Source organism: Jeotgalibacillus aurantiacus, from assembly GCF_020595125.1.
Lineage (GTDB): Bacteria > Bacillota > Bacilli > Bacillales > Jeotgalibacillaceae > Jeotgalibacillus > Jeotgalibacillus aurantiacus.
This window is the reverse complement of record NZ_JACNMS010000001.1, coordinates 619,342-637,201: the sequence shown is the minus strand read 5'-3', so window position 1 is coordinate 637,201 and position 17,860 is coordinate 619,342. Positions and strand designations below refer to the sequence as shown.

Genomic DNA, 17,860 nt, shown 5'->3' with positions numbered 1-17,860 from the left:
TTTATATTTATCTTACTGTTATATAACAAAAAGGAGTGACTGGCATGATTCAAAAAGAAAAGTTACTGGCTGATCCGCTTTTAGTTGAGTTCATTGAAACGGAGGTTTTGCCGGGGACGGGACTTGACGCAAAAGGATTTTGGCGTGGTTTCAGTGATCTGGTGCATGAGCTTACCCCTCAGAATACGAAGCTGCTTGAAAAGCGTGAGTGGCTACAGCAGCAGATTGATGAGTGGCACCGGGGCCATGATTGGCAAACAGAAAGAGAAGCCTATGAGGACTTTCTCCGTGAAATCGGATATTTGGAAAAAGAAACAGACCACTTTCAGGTTCAAACGGAGTCAGTAGATGACGAGATCGCCTTGAAAGCGGGCCCCCAGCTTGTAGTGCCTGTTAATAATGCACGCTATGCCGTAAATGCCGCGAATGCCAGGTGGGGGAGTTTGTATGATGCTTTATATGGTACGGATGTGATTAGTGAAGAGGACGGTGCGGAAAAAGGCGGTAGCTATAACCCTGAGCGCGGGCGTAAGGTCATTGCTTTTGCAAAGGAATTTCTTGATGAAGTGATCCCTTTATCGAAAGGATCTCATGAGAAAGCCGAGCAATACTTCATTCAGGACGGAGAACTGTTAGTGAATACAGGATCGTTTTATACGACTCTGCAGGACCCGGGGCTGTTTGCCGGATATCGTGGTGCTCCTGATCATCCGGATGCTGTACTAATACAACACCATGATCTTTATGCGGAAATTCAAATTGATCGTAGTCATCCAATTGGCAGTTCAGATGCGGCGGGGATTAAGGATATCCTGCTTGAATCGGCTGTCACAACGATTATGGACTGTGAGGATTCAGTTACAGCGGTGGATGCAGAAGATAAAGTGGCGGTTTATCGCAACTGGCTCGGTTTAATGAATGGCACGTTGGAAGCATCTTTTGAAAAGAACGGCAGAACGATGACACGCAAGCTGGCAGAAGACCGGACCCTCATTAAGCCTGATGGTGAGCCCGTCACATTAAAGGGCCGATCGCTTTTGCTGATTCGAAATGTCGGACATTTGATGACGAATCCAATGCTGCTTGATGAGAATGGCCAGGAGGTGTACGAAGGGATTGCGGATGCTGTGATTACAACCCTCGTTGCGCTGCATGATCGCAGTGAAAAAGAGCTGCAGCCGAATTCTGACAAAGGATCGATTTATATTGTTAAACCGAAAATGCATGGCTCGGAGGAAGTGGCTTTTGCCAATGAGTTGTTCAACCGGGTGGAGGACCTGCTGGGATTAAACCGGTATACGATTAAAATTGGTGTGATGGATGAAGAGCGCCGGACATCATTAAATCTGAAAAATTGTATCAGGGAAGTGCAAAATCGGATCGTGTTTATTAATACAGGTTTTCTGGACCGTACGGGTGATGAAATCCATACGTCCATGCAGGCGGGGCCGGTGATCCGGAAAGGTGAAATGAAGCAGTCTGTCTGGCTGCAGGCTTATGAGAAATCCAATGTCGATAATGGACTTGTATCCGGTTTACAGGGGCGTGCTCAGATTGGAAAGGGTATGTGGGCGATGCCTGACCGGATGAAAGAAATGATGGAGCAAAAGTCAGCACATCTTCATGCAGGCGGGAATACAGCGTGGGTTCCGTCACCAACGGCCGCAACGTTGCATGCGCTGCACTATCATCAGATTCATGTGAAGTCTGTTCAGGAGGAGCTGAAGAATCAACGATCAGACCGCAAGTCAGCTTTGCTTACGCTTCCTTTAGCAGCTAATGAATGGTCAAAAGAAGAGATTCAGCAGGAGCTTGAAAATAATGCACAGGGGCTGCTGGGTTACGTAGTCCGCTGGGTGGAACACGGTGTGGGTTGTTCGAAGGTGCCGGATATTTATAACGTCGGTTTGATGGAAGACCGTGCGACGCTGAGAATCTCAAGCCAGCATCTTGCAAACTGGCTTGAGCATGGCGTTTGTTCAAGGATGCAGGTATTGGAAGTGCTTGAAAAAATGGCGGAGGTTGTGGATCAGCAAAACAGCGGTGATCCTGAATATCTTCCAATGGCGGGCCGATTTGATGAATCAGTGGCTTTTCAGGCAGCTTGTGAGCTTGTATTTAATGGAACAAATCAGCCGTCCGGTTATACGGAGCCGGTTCTTCATCGCAAAAGACTGGAGTTTAAGCGAAAGAGTCTTTTATCAGCTAAAAGATAAGCCTGATTATTGAAAAAAGGGCGGTTTTTAAAAAAAATATATGCAACTGTTATAAAACAGTTGCATATAAATATAATCTGTTATATATTAATATCAATCAAACAAATTGGAGGGATTTACATGACAACACAAATCATGGGAACAACCAATCGTGAACTGATTGAAAAGTGGATGACGCAGCAGTTTCTTCAGGGTAAGCGGCATGAAGAAATGGCTGGAACGCTTTTCGTGTATGGGAATGAAGCACATCGCCTGCATCACCATCCGACAGGAGAACTTGAAATTGTACCGGAAGAAATCTCGGAGGTCGTTGTTTTCAGACAGCCTGCAGAGACGATTCCTTACAATAGCTGCCGTGCCTGTGGAATGGAGCATGAATCATTCAAAGCTGCGATCGAGTGCTGTGCAGACGTAGATTAATTTTTTTGGTGGAACTGTTATATAACATTAATTAAATATCAATATTGTATTAATACAAAAGGGAGATGGAAAAGATGACAAAGACAAATCAGCAGGCAGAAACGTTAACACAGGAGTGGCAAAGCAGCCGCTTTCAAGGGGTAGAAAGACCGTATTCACCGGAGGATGTTATTAAACTCAGAGGATCAGTCGTGATTGAACAGACACTTGCTACGATGGGTGCTGAACGGCTGTGGAAGCTGATGCATGAGGAAGATTACGTGAATGCATTGGGTGCACTGACAGGGAACCAGGCCATGCAGCAGGTCAAAGCGGGATTAAAGGCGATTTACCTGAGTGGCTGGCAGGTTGCAGCAGATGCGAATCTGTCAGGTCACATGTATCCGGATCAGAGCTTATATCCGGCTAACAGTGTTCCTCAGGTTGTAAAGAGAATTAATCAGACACTTCAGAGAGCCGATCAGATTCAGCAGGCAGAAGGAAAGGGCGATACATATTGGTTCGCCCCAATTGTAGCAGATATGGAAGCAGGATTTGGGGGAACGTTAAACGTATTTGAACTGACGAAAGCGATGATTGAAGCAGGTGCAGGGGGCGTACACCTGGAGGATCAGCTATCCTCTGAGAAGAAGTGCGGACACCTTGGCGGGAAAGTATTGCTGCCGACACAGACTGCTGTTAAAAACCTGATTTCAGCCCGGCTTGCGGCTGATGTAATGGGTGTTCCAACCGTGATTATTGCCAGAACGGATGCCAATGCGGCGAACCTGATTACTAGTGATGTAGACCCTTACGATCACCCGTTCATAACAGGAGAGCGGACGCCTGAAGGTTTCTTCAGAACGAATGATGGGCTGGATCAGGCCATTGCTAGAGGCTTGGCTTATGCTCCTTATGCGGATTTGATCTGGTGTGAGACATCTGAACCGAACCTTGATGAGGCAAGACGTTTTGCTGAAGCGATTCATGAGAAATATCCAGGGAAGCTGCTTGCTTACAACTGTTCTCCATCATTTAACTGGAAGAAAAAGCTGGATGATGAAACGATTGAAACATTCCAGCAGGAGCTGGGTAAAATGGGCTACAAGTTCCAGTTTGTTACACTTGCAGGCTTCCATTCTCTTAACTTTGGCATGTTTGAACTGGCGAAAGGCTACAAAGCCCGCGGAATGGGTGCTTACTCTGAACTGCAGCAGGCAGAGTTTGATGCTGAGGCAGATGGTTATACCGCAACCCGCCACCAGCGTGAGGTTGGAACAGGGTATTTCGATGAGGTATCAATGGTCATCTCAGGAGGGACCTCTTCAACTACAGCGCTGTCAGGATCGACTGAAACAGAGCAATTCCAAAAAGCATAAATATAGTTTATAAGGCTGAGACTTCACTCATCATGAGTGGTCTCAGCTTTTTTAGTGTGAATAACCGTAATGAAGAAAGGTTTCGAGTCCATAAGAATTGATAATTATGTAAAATAAGTAAAAAGTTCTATAAGATAGATGAGCACATTTAAGCCGATTGTCATGAGTACTTTCCTGAAAACGGTGGTATGATAAAAGTACTATGTCAGAGGAATCGGAGGAATTCACATGAAACAGCACTACGAGAGCAATTTATACCCTTTTATAACAATGATGAACCGAATATCTGACATTGTATTTATATTGGAAGTAATGGATGGTCCTGATTTTCTCTATGAATTTTCTAATGAAAAGGCAAAGGAACGGCTAGGTATGGATGAAACGATTCTTGGTCGGCGATTTGAAGATATTTATCCGGATGAGCGTGCAGCTTATTTGAGGCATCATTATTTGGAACTTCTTCGCACAAACGAGCCTGTTGTCTTCGAAATAGGAGCAGAAGATGGCTGGACAGGTGAGACAACATTAAATCCCATTACAGATGAATATGGTCATATCACGCATGTCCTGTCTATCACAAGAGATGTCACAGAGCGAAAACAACTGGAAGCGTCCCTTCTCAGAAAATCTATTGAGCTCGGAATGGTGTGGGATCATGCATCTGATGCGATTTTTTTAATGAATGAGGACGGCTCTATTTATAAAGTAAATAAAGCTTTTGAGAAGATGCTCGGCTATAAAGAGGATGAAGTAAAGAATGTGTTAATTGCTCCTTTCTTTAATGGACATAATCAGGCAAAACATGAGGCTTTTCTGGCGAAACTACACAGCGGCGAATCTTTTGAAAACATGGAGAGGCAGCGTGTTTGCAAGGACGGACGTATCATTGAAGTCCTCGCTTCCTACAGACCCATTAAGATGAGCGGCCGTTCTTTTGCTATTGTCATGTATAAGGATATTAGTGAGATGAAGGAGATCGAAAGGCAGTTGAAGGAACGTGAGGAGCGTTTTCGTTCTCTGTTTGATTTGAATCCCGATGTGATCTGGGCAACCGACCCATCCGGCAGGATTATTGATGTTAATGCTTCTGTCAGTCATATTCTCGGGTATGCCAAAGAAGAAGTCCTGAATCAGAAGGACCACCTTTTAATGGGAACAGAGGAATCACAGCGATCACTGTATCAATCTTATATGGAAAGAACGCTGCAGGGGGAGTCGATTGAATATAATACAACCGTTCCCCATAAATGTGGTCGTCTGGTGGATCTGAAAATCAAAACGATCCCGATTAAAGTAAACAATGAGATCATCGGAATGTATGAAGTGGGACAAGATATTACAAAGCAGAAACGAGCGGAGAATGCCCTTAAAAAAATGGCGTTCAGCGATAGTTTGACGGCCCTGCCAAACCGCCGTTATATTATCGAAAAGATTGACGAAACGATTCAGGATGCCTATCTGCATGGGAAAATGTTTGCGCTGATGTATATCGATATGGATCATTTCAAGGAAATAAACGATACGATGGGTCACGATGCAGGCGATGAGTTGTTAAAACAGTTTTCAGTCCGGCTCCAAAAGGCACTCGATGACAATCAGGTCGTGGCTCGTCTTGGTGGGGATGAATTTCTGATCCTGATTCCTGATATAGAGGATGAAAAAGAGGTCGAAGCGCTGGCTGAAAAAATATTCGGTTCTATCAAGCATGACTGGAAGGTGGATCAATATCATTTTTGTACGACGTCCAGCATGGGGATCTCTATTTATCCGATCCATGGACGCAATAAACGGGAACTGATCAAACAGGCTGATGAAGCGCTGTATGAGGCGAAAAATAACGGTAAAAATTCGTACAGAATTTATCGGAAATAACGCATATAAAAATAAATCACAAGAGGGTGGGACAACTTAACGTTGTTCGGCCCTCTTGCTGTTTGATCCGGAATCATCAAAGGGTATATAAAAAGACAGTTGAAAGGAGAGATATGCATGAGTTTACATAAAGGAAAACTGTACTGGCCTGAGACAATAGATGAACCGAAGAAATATCAGATATTGGATGAAGATGTGTCCTGTGATGTTTTAATCATCGGTGGCGGGATGGCGGCAGCACTATGTGCAGAAGAGCTTTCCCACACTCGTTTTAAAACATTGGTTGTTGAAAAGGGAGAAGTTGCAAAAGGGAGTTCGTCAGCGAATACTGGACTTCTGCAATTTTCCAACGATAAAATGCTGCACGAATTTATAGAAGAGATCGGAGAAGAAAAGGCAGTGCGTTTTTATAAAAGCTGTCTTAAAGCAGTAGAAGAACTTCAGCAGGTGGCAGGCACACTGCCGGGGGAGACCGGATTTATCAGACGGCCGAGTCTGTATTATGCGTCCACCGAGAATGATGTCAGCAAGCTGAAAAAGGAATATGAAGCGCTGCATGAGCATGGTTTTGAGGTCGAATACCTTGATTCTGAAAAAATTAAAGAGCGATTCGGATTTGAAAAGCCTGCTGCGTTGATGACGCACGGAGATGCAGAGGTTAATCCGAACAAGCTGATTCACCACCTTTTGGAGAGTGCTGAAACCCGCGGTGTTAAAGTGTATGAGAATACGGAAGTAACGGAGGCGGGGCGTGATGGTAAAGCGTATAAGTTTACATCCGGAGACTATACCATCCGTGCTGAAAAAGTCATTTATTGTACGGGCTATGAAACCGTTCCTTACCGGGTTAAAGATCTCGCGGATTTGAACAGGACGTATGCCATTGCAACCAACCCGATTGCCGATTTCCCGGAGTGGACTTACCGTGCCCTGATTTGGGAGACGAAGCGCCCTTACTTTTATATGAGAACAACGGAGGACGGCCGGATTATTGCAGGTGGACTGGATGAAGAAAAGATGGATGCTGATGTAACCGATGAAAAGCTTGAGCGAAATGGGAGCAGGCTGATTAATCGGATTAAGGAGCATTTTCCAGATTATGAGATCCAGGCTGAGTATAAATGGTGCGCAACCTTTGGAGAATCTGAAGACGGCTTGCCGTTTATCGGCCCTCATCCTGAAAAAGAAGGCATCTTTTACTGTCTTGGTTTTGGTGGTAACGGGACCGTATACAGTAAATTAGGGGCGAGATTGCTGTGTGAAATGTTTCATGAAGAGCATGATCGTGAGCTTGCCGAGCTGCTTGATCCCGGCCGTTAAAATTGAATGATCGTCATGGCAATTACAGCGGCTACGATAAAAAGTGTATAAGCCAGCAAACGGACAGGGTGCGTCAAACGATAGGATGACAGTGGTATTAGTCTGAGGATGAAAACATTCAGAAACATCATGCCTGCGATCAGAAATAGTATTTGGAGCAGGAGATTGCCACCGGCTCCGATCAGGGAAATGAAATAGTCATAAAACAGACCCGCCAGAAATCCGAGAAAAACCATCGTAAGCATGATCATATAAGGTTTTTTATTGGCCATTTTAGTCACCTCTTTTTGATCATATCATGTATCATGCATCGCTACCTTGAAGAGTATTCGTGAAAGAGGCAGGTTGCGCAAATAAAAAGGCTGAAACAACATTCAAACGTTGTTTCAGCCTTTTACTATTTAATCAATAACCGCTACAATTTTACCTTTTACCTTACGTGTTTCAAGTTCTTCAAGCCCTTTCGGAACGTCCTGCAGCGGAATCGTCTGTTCCACGAGTGCTGAGATTTTTCCTTCTGCAAGCAATTCAACCAGATGGTCACCCATTACTTTCAGCGTCAATTCTTCAGCGCGGTTTCCGGACTGATAAACACTGCCGAGCGCCACGTGGTGAAATGAAATCGGATGAGCAAAATTGATCGACTCATTCATTTCCGGCTGGCCTGCAATAAAAGCAATTTGTCCGTTAAAGGCCAATGCTTTCAACGATTTAGTGGCATTATCGCGTCCGACTGTATCAAGGATATAATCCACACCTAGCCCATCTGTGAATTGCTTCGTTTTCTCAACAAAGTCGTCTTCGTTGTAGTCAATGGCCAGGTCAGCACCAAGACTTTTCACGTACTCATGATTTGCAGAGGAAGCGGTTGTAATTACCTTTAAGCCTGCATATTTAGCGAGCTGAATCGCAAAACCGCCAACGCCGCCGGCACCTGCGTGAATCAGGATTGATTTATCTTTCTGGATATGGAGTTTAAAGAATAGTGCCTGATACGCTGTATAGGCAGCGACAGGGAGCGCAGCCGCTTCTTCGAATGTGACGGCATCCGGCAGCTTGGATACTGTATGAGCCTTTGTCACAATGTATTCTGCATAAGCGCCTTTTCGTGCCATATCAGCCAGGAAAACAACGCGGTCGCCTTTTTGTAAGTCTGTAACGTCAGCCCCTGCCTCTTCCACGACGCCTGCTGCGTCAAGGCCGAGAATATGCGGATAAGTCCATGCAGGGGAGCCATTTTGTCCGGTTTTATAGTCAACGGGATTTAATCCTGCAGCCTTCACCCGTACAAGAATTTCATCTGCACCCGGCTTAGGCGTTTCAATTTCCTCTACTTTCATATCGCGCCATTGACCTTTATCATGTAGCAGTAAAGCTTTCATCATTAATGTGTCCTCCTTAATGTTTAAATGTATCCTTTCGTTTACCCGTTCAAGTACCAGGGTTAAACAGAGAGACACATCATATCACAAGGATTAATAAAAACTTTACAAAAATGCTCAGTTGTTGTGGGTCCCGTGTCAAAGAAAAGCGTGGAGAGTCCGTTTTGAACCCTGAGTGACCAGGCTGGAACTAAAAGTGACCAAATAAAGGGGAAAAGTGTCCAAACAAAGAGGGAATGTGGTCAAGTACGAGTGGGAAGTGACCAAGTGACCAAGTGACATGCACATACCGATCCCTTTCAAATAAAAAAGCATACCGGACGAATCATCCCGGTATGCTGCAGTTGTTTATGCCTGTGCGAATGTCGGCTGCTTCACTTCACTCTTTTCATCAGCAGGAACATCTCCATCACTTACACGTGACGGATGCATGCCAATCAATGTAACGCTGATCAGTAACGCAGCACACGTCAGGATGATCCATTGCGGTGAAATGACATCGTATAAAAATCCGAACAATACGAGTCCGAGTGGGGAAATACCACTCGCTACTGTTTCCAGAAGTCCGAAGACACGTCCTTTGTAGCTTTCAGGAGTTGTTTTTTGCAGCAGAACCATGAGAGGAATATTAATCACAATCATAAGTCCTCCGACTAAAAAGTTGAGTCCCATATAGAAGACAACGAAACCTGTGGAACCTAATGAAACGAGAAGCGGTAATGACATTAAGGCAAAGGCCAAGCCAAACAAAATCATGCCTATACGAACTTGACGAACTGGCCTGGCTGATTGCTTTCGGGTTGCGATATATAACGAAAAAACAAGTGTTCCAACACCAATCATCCCCTCAATCAGCCCGAGCTGTCTTGAGCTTGCCCCTAACACCTCGATAATGATAAACGGAAGGCCGACAATCGCAGCCATAAAGAAAAAGTTAATCCACAGTGCGACCATCATGATGGGGAATAGAATTTTATCCTGTTTTACATAAGCAACGCCGGCTTTCAAGCTTTCCCACATCGTTTCTTTTTTACCGGAATCAGATTCAAGCTCTTTTCCTTTGAATAAAGAAAAGTCAATATTGGCTTCACAAAACAGGGTAACTGAATAAGCAATAACCTGAGTTAATAAAAATACTTCAATTGTGAAAAATCCATACATCACTCCTCCAAGAACAGGCCCTAAAATACTGGCAAGTGAAGTAGAAGATTGCGTAAGAGAAAGTGCTCTTTGAATGCGGTCACCGTCAATAAAGTTCCCAATTCCGGATGTCAGGCTAATTCCGGCAAATGTTGAGAAGGTTGCAATCAATGCTGAGGTAAGATAAATGACTGGCAGATTTAAACCGAACGATAAGGTATAGAAGAAAACAGAGAGCATGATGAGCGTCATTATCCCGTGACAAAACAGCAGAATTTTCTTTCTTGGAAAGCGGTCAGCAATGTGTCCGGCTATCGGTGAAAGGATAATTCTAGGCACCATGGAAAACAGGAGTGTCATCGCAAAGCTTGTAGCAGAGCCGGTCAATGTTAATACGAAAAAACTGATTCCAAACATATAGACGTGGGCACCAATCGTACCGATGAATTCACCACCAGTAAAGAAAAATAAGTTTCGGGTGGCCTTATTAATGCGCTGTTGATCTGTCATTTTTATCGCTCCCTGAAAGTAAGTTTAATTTAATTAAACAAATCATAACATCTTCTTGCTTCCCTTGCAAGCAAAAGTTTAATTTAATTAAACAAATCATAACATCTTCTTGCTTCCCTTGCAAGCAAAAGTTTAATATAATTAAACTAACCAATCGACAGTTAGGATGAACAGCATGAATAATCTTGGAGAACGTATACGAAAACTGAGAAAGGAACGGAAAATGACGCTTGTGGATGTCGCTGGCGATTTTATGACAAAGGGTATGCTCAGTTTAATTGAAAACGGGCGCTCGAATCCTTCTATGGAGAGCTTGCAGCATATTGCGCGTCAGCTTGATGTGGATGTGCATTTTCTATTGGAAGAACAGGCTTCAGAAGAGTTGCAGCAATTCATTCGCAGCCTTGAAGAGCGGATTCAGGATTCAGAGCGTGACCTGCAATTAGACAAATATAAAACACTATTAAAACAACTCGATCAGGAAATAGCTGAATATCTAAAAATGAACCTTCCCGCCACCTACGAAAAAGGAAGGCTGCTTGAAATTGGTTCAAGGGTGAAAAGAGGCATTTTGCAGAAGCCGACAGATGAAAGTAAAGCACTCTCCCAACAGGCGGCAGCAGTATATGACCAGCTGTCATTGTTCAACAGGGCGTATAAAGTTCAGCTGGATCATGCGCTGGATCTGTTCCTCGAGAAAAAATATGAAGAGGCACTGAATTATTTAAGGGATAAAAAAAGGCATTATTTATCGAGAACAGTGGTTGCTGATCCGCTCGTTCAAATTGAGTCAGATTATAATGAAGCAGTTTATTTATATGCAGTTGGGAAAAATGAAGAGGGGACGGCAATTATAGACGAGTTACTTGCTTTTACGAAGCGACGCAGTATTTTTCATCAGATGGATGATATATACCGGATCGCTTCATTTAACTCACTATTGACAGGTGATGAAGAGAAGTTCCTTTACTATTTAAAGAAATCCCGTCAGTTTGCTGAGTTTAAGGAAAGTAAAATGGAAATTGAAAGTACTTATTTTATGGAGATCCATTGGATCAATGAATTCAAGAAAGATCACAAAAAAGCGCTACAGATGCTGGAGGAAATGGAAGATGGGATTGATGAGGATGATTCTTGGAACGGTCTCGAAAAAGCCCGAGCTTACTATGGTCTGGGAGATATCGAACGTGCCCTTGAAGAATTAAGTGATTTTACCATTCCTTCATCCGTTTATCATCCGTTTGATATCACAATGCTGTATACTACTTATTCGTACCGGGCCCTTTGCCTCGCACACAAAGGACAATGGGAAGAAGCAATGAAAGATGCAGAGCTTGCAAAATCAGCAGTCAAAGATTTTCCACATACGCCATATCATGATTTTATTTATGACACCTGGGAAAAGATTCATCAGCAATCTTTATCCTGACATAAAGGTTAATATTTATACAGAACGGAAGCCGCCATTCACCCGGCTTCCGCTTCTCTTTTTAAGGTTGGGAAAATAGTGATATAGTCACAAAAAATAAAACATATTCCGCACAATTAAAACGTGATATTTATAAGGTTAAAGTGTATAATTACCTATATAAAGATCCTTATTAATCGTGACATAAGAAGGGTGTTATGGATGTATCTCACAACGAAAGAATTAGCTGACTATTTAGATATGTCTGAACAATCGATTTTGAACTTAATTTATCAGAATAAAATTAGAGCTGTTCATGATGGCTCTCAGTATTTAATTAATAAAGAACAATTCAATCAGCATTTAAAGCAGGTTGAAAAAATGAAGCAGCTGCTGGAAGAGTGGAAAAATGAACCGATTCCTGAGAGTGTGGATGTGAAGGATGAGGACTGATGAGCGGAGGTGGAACGATGATTCCATGTGGAGATGGGAAACGGCTAAAAGAAATGGTAGAGAAAGCGGATTTAGAAGCGCTTTGGCCAGGATTCACATTGACTGCCTATGCGCTTTATAACCGCGAATATGTTTTTCTGTTTAAACATCCGGTTTGTGAAGGGAAAGACGAGCCTGTTGTATTTGAGTGGGACAAGCGATTTGTGGGTAATACGCTGCTGTTATTCGAGGATTATCCTACGGCTATCGTTAATATTGAGCATGTAACCAGAGTAGAAGAAGTATATCCTTTGTTAATGCATGAACTATTTCATGGTTATCAGACATTAATGGATGAGAAACGTTTTCCAGATGAGCTGATCGGTGTTCAATACCCTGTGTTAAAAGAAAATATCTATATGTGTATCCGTGAAAGAATCCTATTACGTGAAGCACTAGACACAGATTCTTCAGCAGAACGTCAGACCCTGATTGCGCGCTACGTTGCGATCCGCGAAAAGCGTCGGGAATTGCTCGGGGAAGCATTTGATTACGAGGTATTAATTGAAACGGTTGAGGGTCCTTCGTGGTACGTTGAAATGAAAGCCTTTGCTTCAATTGATAATGGGACTGAAGTCGAAGCTGAAAGTCGCTACAGAGAAAAGCTTCTCGAGCACGAATTTACGAGCCTCAACTTGAGAGGCAGCTGCTATAGCTCAGGTCTTGCGTTATGCCTATTGCTAAACAAAATTAAGCCATCTTGGAAAGAGCAGTATTTCAAACAGGATAAGACGCTTTATGATCTTGTAAAAGAACAGGTGCCTGTTCAGTTATTGGACGACAAAATTGAATCGGCTGAATATGAAAAAGAAGCGGCAAGAATTTTTAACCTTGTAAAACAAAACCGCAGACAGAAAATTAAAGCATTCTCAAAATTTGAAGGCTACCAGCTGACAATTGATGGACCAATGCGTGCAGTATTTTTTGATCCAATGAACATGGTGAACGTAGACCATCAGTTGCTGCATCAGTATTTCGTCAAAATGCAAATCAAAGAGCAGGAGTATTTAATCAATCAGCCTGCGCTGACTTATTACGAGGACTCTGTGCTGCAGGCAAAGCGTCTTCAACTGAATCTCACAGAAAAGCCTGTTGTGAATGGCGGATCAGTCAATATTCCCGGAATCGGTGAAATCCAGGGCGCATACAGCGAAAACGGACGCCTCCTTCATCTTGTTGTTTCCAACCAATAAAGCTTCCCTCATTTGCAGGGAAGCTTTATTGGTATTCTTCTATTTTCTTACGAGAGAATGTATTTAATTCTTGTCACAACTGCTTTAAAAAACACAATTAGGAAGATTTGCATCAAAGAGTGCCTGGTCATTCCGAAGACTCCTGTGGCGGAAAGGGACAGGTGAAACCGACTGGGCGAAGCACAGGCGGGTTCACCGCCCGGCCTTGGAAAAGCGGAGGCGACTCGTCCAGCCCCGACAAGCATAAGGCGAAGATGAAAAGAGGGCTGACCTTTGCCCTCGTTCATCTTTGACTTATGACCTCGAGGGGCTAGTCGCCGCAGCTGGACAAGGGAGCGTAGGAATGGCCAGGCACGGTTTTGAAATTTATAAATCTTTATCGTTTTGTCACCGGGCCGAGAAGCAAAACTCAATCCTCCACAGCATCCTTTTTCACAAACTCATGTCCACCGACAAACTTGTAATCGTCAGGGTGACCAAATTCGTCCGGGACGTCATCGAGGTATTCGTTAGCATCATCGACAGGTGCATACCCAAGTTGATTATCAGGATCAATTTTGAAGAAGCTATGTTTGTTGTTGGAGATCCCGTAAATTGTGACGACCTCTTGAATGTCTGCCGTGATTGATTTTTCGACAAGCTGTGTTAAATCAGCGTAACTGAGCCAGATCATCAGGTGTTCCCTTGAATCGGGTTTCTCCACGCAGCCACAGATTCTGAGGTTGACGACTTCCATGCCGAACTTGTCGTGATAAAGCTTGCCGAGATTCTCGTTATAAACTTTAGACAGCCCGTAAAATGTATCGGGTCTAGTTTCGGTATGAATATCGTATGGAGCGCCTTCAGCAGGAAGAAACCCGACCGCATGTATACTGCTGGCAAAAACAATCCGTTTCGTTCCGGTTTGTCTGGCTGCCTCATAGATGTGATAAGTTCCTCTGATGTTGGCATCCAATATATCCTCAAACTCATTTTCAACGGGCAGTCCGCCGAAATGAAGAACGGTTTCGATATCATGCTCCTTAAAAATAGAAAGTATTGCTTCGTAATCGTTCAGATCCGCTTTAATAAATGGAATATCCTTTGGTAGCTCGTCTGATTCAGAGCGATTTGTCAGCACGAGTTCAAATTGATCCTTTAGCGCATGGGCAAGAACGGTGCCGAGCCCGCCTGATGCGCCAGTCAGTAATACTTTTCCCACTTCGATCACAGCCTTTCCTGTCATTCTTTTACTGCCTTTCCCTCTTTTTTCTGTTTACAACCCATTCCTGCCAAATTTTCTGAAACTTGAGGGTGACAGGGCTTGTATAGTCTTGTATACTTGTCAATAAAATTCTATCTAAAAAAGACAAATGTTTTTCTGATAAAAACAAAAAGGAGTTTTGCCTTCATGAAAGTCGTAAAATTTGGTGGAAGTTCAGTTGCCAGTGCCAGCCAGTATAAAAAAGTAGCAGCGATTCTTGCCGCGGATCCTGAACGGAAAGCGGTCGTCGTTTCTGCTCCGGGAAAACGTCATGAAGGTGATACGAAAACGACGGATTTACTCATTCGTCTCGCTGAAAGCGTTGATGATAAAAGCTTTAATGAAGAGGCGTTTCAGGCTGTTACAGCCCGTTACCGTGATATCGTCGAGGACCTTGAACTCGATGTTAGCCTCATGACAGAAGTGGAGGCACATCTGCACGAAGTCATTTCTTTTTACCGCCATTCAAAGGACCGTCTGCTCGATGGTCTGAAAGCGAGTGGGGAGGACTTAAATGCCAAGGTGATGACGGCTTATCTGAAATCGCTCGGACGGGAAGTGACTTATGTTTCCCCGAGAAAAGCGGGCATGATTGTAACGGATGAACCAGGGAATGCGCAAATTCTTCCGGAAGCGTACCCCGAGATTGCGAAGTTAAGAGATCATCCGGGTCTGCTTGTCATCCCTGGCTTTTTCGGATATTCCTACGAAGGGAATATTGTTACTTTTCCGCGCGGGGGGTCGGATATTACAGGCTCTATTATTGCCGCGGGACTCGATGCGACGGAATATGAAAACTTTACGGATGTGGATTCGATTTACTGTGTGAGTCCCAAAATGGTCCAGCAGCCACGCGAGCTGAAGGAGCTGACATATCGTGAAATGCGGGAGCTTGCGTATTCGGGATTTTCTGTTTTTCATGATGAAGCGCTGCAGCCGGTCGTTCAAAAAAGAATCCCGGTGTGCGTAAAAAATACGAATCGTCCTGAGGCACCAGGTACGAGAATTGTGCATGAGAGAAAGCTGGATGGCAGACCGGTGATCGGTATTGCCAGTGATGAAGGCTTCTGCAGTATCAACATCACAAAATACCTGATGAACCGGGAGCTCGGCTTTGGACGAAAGCTGCTTGCCATTCTTGAAGATGAAGGTATTTCATATGAACATACACCGTCAGGAATTGATAATATGTCCGTAATTCTGCGTGATCATCAGCTTTATAACGGACAGGAGAAGCGTGTGCTCGACCGTATTCGAAAGGAATTGAAGGTGGACGACCTTTACGTGGAGCGGGATCTTGCCATGATTATGGTTGTTGGAGAAGGCATGAATCAGACGGTAGGGATTGCTTCAAAAGCAACCACAGCACTTGCTGAAGCTGGGGCGAATATTAAAATGATTAACCAGGGATCAAGTGAGGTCAGCATGATGTTTGGTGTAAACGTAAAGGATGTGAAACGGGCTGTTCAAAGCCTGTACCGGATTTACTTTCCAGTGAAAGAGACAGTATAGAGTAGGCTGGATATGTATGGTCCGCATTAGAGAGTGAAGGGGAGCGGTCATGACGAATTTTTAGCTATCAACAGATTTTTGGAAGCTATCGACAAAAACAGAGGAGTTATCGACAGCATCCTAGCGTCTATCGACAGAAAGCTGTGTGCTATCAACAACTTTTGCTTTTCCGGACACTCCATCAACACTAATGTCTATATTATCAACAGAAATATTCCATCTATCGACAGAAATTCGCGTGCTATCAACGATATAATATCAACTCACACAAAAAAGGCAGACCGCGGTCTGCCTTTTTTTATTCTTCAGGTAATGCCCATACAGAGACACTGCCGGCATTGACTGGGAATATTCCGTAGCCTTCTTCATCAATGGTCACATGCTCTTCTCGTGAGTTGGTATAATCTCTCCACTGCTCGCCTGAACGATGTTGCCCCACGAACATGCGTTTTTCTCCTTCGTCTCCAACGGTTACCACTACAGCACAGCCGGAGCCCTGGATCTCTTCAACGCCACGACGAACCCAGCCGATCGTTGCCGGATGATCAAAGTAGTCATTCTGCTCGCCGTATGCCTTGTGATAGCGGGCGTATATAAGAGGATCGATGGCTTCCCGTTTATCTTCAATCGGTTCTTCACCGTCAATACCGAAATAATCACCGTAAAAGACACATGGATAGCCGTCTTTTCTCAGCAGAATCAGGGCGTAAGCACTTTGTTTAAACCAGTCCTGAATCCAGGATTCCAGCGATTCACCGGGTTGTGAATCGTGATTGTCCACAAACGTTACAGCATTCATTGGATATTCTTTCACTAAAGTACCGTTAAATAAAGCTGATAAATCAGCATCCCGGCCTTTTTCCGAGACTTCGTGAAGCTTATAGTGAAGCTGTACATCAAACAGATCAAGCTGATACTCTGTTTCTTCAAGGAAATTCCCACATGCTTCAAGGTCTGTATTCCAGTACTCACCAACGATATAAAAGTTTCCATCACGATGAGCCATCATAGATTTAATAAAGTCGTTGATAAAGCTTGAACTGATATGCTTAATCGCGTCCAGACGGTATCCATCATGCTGTAGCGTATCAATCATCCATTTACCCCAGCTGATCATTTCATCACGGACCTCCGGATGGTTGTAATCAATATTGGCAAACATGAGATAGTCATAGTTTCCAAATTCCTCATCTACCTCATCGTTCCAGTCTTTGTTTTCACCAACGATCTTAAAGAATCCGGTTCGTTCTTCACGTGCATCATAGTCGGTGCCGTTAAAATGATGGAAATTCCACTCGAAGTCGGAGTACTTGCCTTCCCGGCCCGGAAACGTGAATTTCGTCCATCCTTCTATTTCGAACGGATCTGAAATTTCGTCCAGTCTGTTTTCAGCATCGACTTCAATGACTTCAAACGTTTCTTTCTCATCTGCACCTGCTTTATGATTCATCACAATGTCAACGTAAACCTGAATCCCCTGCTCCTGACAGGCTTTAATCGCTTCGTGCAGTTCTTCTTTCGTACCGTATTTTGTCCGTACGGTTCCTTTCTGGTCGAATTCACCTAAATCATAAAGATCGTAAACCCCGTACCCTACATCTGCATCTGATTCGCCTTTTGTGACAGGGGGAATCCACACGCCATCAATGCCTTTATCTTTTAATTCCTTTGCAGCATCACGCAGCCGCTTCCAGTGATCTCCGTCCGCTGCAATGTGCCATTCGAAAAATTGAAGCATGGTGTGGTTACGTTCCATCCGGCATTCCTCCTGAGTGTTCTGCATCTTGAATAGAT

General features: G+C 43.9%; 14 protein-coding genes. 9 read left to right on the top strand and 5 right to left on the bottom strand.

Features of this window, described 5'->3' with window-relative positions; translation table 11 throughout:
- Window positions 1–44 precede the first annotated feature (44 nt).
- The 5 genes from H7968_RS02975 (at window position 45) to H7968_RS02955 (ending at window position 7,186) form a co-directional block, all read left to right on the top strand.
- Window positions 45–2,216: a malate synthase G gene (locus tag H7968_RS02975; RefSeq protein WP_227394746.1), complete on the top strand. Its 2,172-nt coding sequence runs from the start codon at window positions 45–47 to the stop codon at window positions 2,214–2,216.
- Window positions 2,217–2,336: 120 nt separating this feature from the next.
- Complete coding sequence (locus H7968_RS02970) at window positions 2,337–2,636, top strand: hypothetical protein (RefSeq protein WP_227394745.1); 300 nt, start codon at window positions 2,337–2,339, stop codon at window positions 2,634–2,636.
- 74 nt (window positions 2,637–2,710) lie between these two features.
- The gene (gene aceA, locus H7968_RS02965; protein WP_227394744.1) at window positions 2,711–3,994 is read left to right on the top strand and encodes an isocitrate lyase; all 1,284 of its coding nucleotides are present in this window, start codon (window positions 2,711–2,713) and stop codon (window positions 3,992–3,994) included.
- A gap of 228 nt (window positions 3,995–4,222) precedes the next feature.
- A complete protein-coding gene (locus H7968_RS02960; RefSeq protein WP_227394743.1) occupies window positions 4,223–5,866 on the top strand; it encodes a sensor domain-containing protein in 1,644 nt (547 codons plus the stop codon).
- 117 nt (window positions 5,867–5,983) lie between these two features.
- Window positions 5,984–7,186, top strand: a complete 1,203-nt coding sequence (locus H7968_RS02955) for an NAD(P)/FAD-dependent oxidoreductase (protein ID WP_227394742.1) — start codon at window positions 5,984–5,986, stop codon at window positions 7,184–7,186.
- Here the strand turns inward: H7968_RS02955 and H7968_RS02950 are convergent.
- From H7968_RS02950 to H7968_RS02940, 3 genes are all read right to left on the bottom strand, one after another.
- Window positions 7,183–7,458 carry a hypothetical protein gene (locus tag H7968_RS02950; protein WP_227394741.1) on the bottom strand — a complete coding sequence of 92 codons (276 nt, stop codon included), beginning with the start codon at window positions 7,456–7,458 and terminating at the stop codon, window positions 7,183–7,185. The genes H7968_RS02955 and H7968_RS02950 overlap by 4 nt on opposite strands.
- A gap of 129 nt (window positions 7,459–7,587) precedes the next feature.
- Window positions 7,588–8,568: a zinc-binding dehydrogenase gene (locus H7968_RS02945; RefSeq protein ID WP_227395078.1), complete on the bottom strand. Its 981-nt coding sequence runs from the start codon at window positions 8,566–8,568 to the stop codon at window positions 7,588–7,590.
- Between the two features lie 348 nt (window positions 8,569–8,916).
- Window positions 8,917–10,218: an MFS transporter gene (locus H7968_RS02940; RefSeq protein ID WP_227394740.1), complete on the bottom strand. Its 1,302-nt coding sequence runs from the start codon at window positions 10,216–10,218 to the stop codon at window positions 8,917–8,919.
- Between the two features lie 175 nt (window positions 10,219–10,393).
- Here H7968_RS02940 and H7968_RS02935 point away from each other — a divergent pair, with 175 nt between their 5' ends.
- The 3 genes from H7968_RS02935 to H7968_RS02925 all read left to right on the top strand — a co-directional run bounded on the left by H7968_RS02935 (window position 10,394) and on the right by H7968_RS02925 (window position 13,311).
- A complete protein-coding gene (locus tag H7968_RS02935) occupies window positions 10,394–11,647 on the top strand; it encodes a helix-turn-helix domain-containing protein (RefSeq protein WP_227394739.1) in 1,254 nt (417 codons plus the stop codon).
- A gap of 201 nt (window positions 11,648–11,848) precedes the next feature.
- Window positions 11,849–12,079 (top strand): excisionase family DNA-binding protein, encoded by a 231-nt coding sequence (locus tag H7968_RS02930; protein WP_227394738.1) that lies wholly within the window; start codon window positions 11,849–11,851, stop codon window positions 12,077–12,079.
- Window positions 12,079–13,311, top strand: coding sequence for a peptide ABC transporter permease (locus H7968_RS02925; protein ID WP_227394737.1), 1,233 nt, complete (start codon window positions 12,079–12,081; stop codon window positions 13,309–13,311). The genes H7968_RS02930 and H7968_RS02925 overlap by 1 nt, the downstream gene beginning before the upstream one ends.
- A gap of 409 nt (window positions 13,312–13,720) precedes the next feature.
- On the opposite strand, the gene H7968_RS02920 is transcribed toward H7968_RS02925, so the two are convergent.
- Window positions 13,721–14,536, bottom strand: a complete 816-nt coding sequence (locus H7968_RS02920; RefSeq protein WP_227394736.1) for an NAD-dependent epimerase/dehydratase family protein — start codon at window positions 14,534–14,536, stop codon at window positions 13,721–13,723.
- A 165-nt stretch (window positions 14,537–14,701) separates the two neighbouring features.
- Between H7968_RS02920 and H7968_RS02915 the strand changes: the two genes are divergently transcribed.
- Window positions 14,702–16,066 (top strand): aspartate kinase, encoded by a 1,365-nt coding sequence (locus H7968_RS02915; protein ID WP_227394735.1) that lies wholly within the window; start codon window positions 14,702–14,704, stop codon window positions 16,064–16,066.
- A gap of 298 nt (window positions 16,067–16,364) precedes the next feature.
- On the opposite strand, the gene H7968_RS02910 is transcribed toward H7968_RS02915, so the two are convergent.
- Window positions 16,365–17,822 carry an alpha-amylase gene (locus H7968_RS02910; RefSeq protein ID WP_227394734.1) on the bottom strand — a complete coding sequence of 486 codons (1,458 nt, stop codon included), beginning with the start codon at window positions 17,820–17,822 and terminating at the stop codon, window positions 16,365–16,367.
- Window positions 17,823–17,860 lie beyond the last annotated feature (38 nt).